Below are 547 nucleotides of genomic sequence, written 5' to 3' on the forward strand. Positions count from 1 at the left end.
TGGTGGTGGTTTTGGTGGGTCTGGTGGCCTGCCTGGTGTGGGTGTGCCGGGTGGCCCGAGCATGCCGGGGGTTCCGGGTGGTTCGGGCCTGCGTGGTGGGGTGTTGCCGGGTGGCCCGGGCCTGCCGAGTGGTCCGGGTCTGCCGGGTGGGGTGTTGTCTGGAGGTCCGGGTGGGCCGGTTGGTTTTGGTCCGGGTGTGTCTGGCCAGCCACTGGCTCCGGTTGGCCCGGGTTTGCCGGGCGTGTCGGGGGGTGGGGAAGCGGGGATTGGCCCGATGCCGAAGGTGCATTTGCAGTTGCGGCCTGATGGGCCGGTGACGGGTTATACCCCGCCGGCGGTCAATCAGTTGGATTCCCCGGCCTGGCGCAGTGACTACCACATCCCGGGCCTGCCCAAACCACCCAGTCATGGTTTGGCTGGTGGGGTGTTGGGTGGGGTTAGTGCGGGTGGGGCGGCCTTGGCCTCCCGCCTGGGCCCATCTTCCACCGCTGCGGCGGTGGGGCGGGTAGCGCCCATGGGTGGGGTGATGGGTATGCCCGGTCTGGGC

The 547-nt window shown here is 70.0% G+C and carries 1 pseudogene; it reads left to right on the forward strand.

Features of this window, described 5'->3' with window-relative positions:
• Window positions 1-274 precede the first annotated feature (274 nt).
• Window positions 275-547: pseudogene (locus tag BSZ40_RS11790) on the forward strand (hypothetical protein); the annotation flags it as partial.

The organism is Buchananella hordeovulneris, assembly GCF_001907235.1.
Lineage (GTDB): Bacteria > Actinomycetota > Actinomycetes > Actinomycetales > Actinomycetaceae > Buchananella > Buchananella hordeovulneris.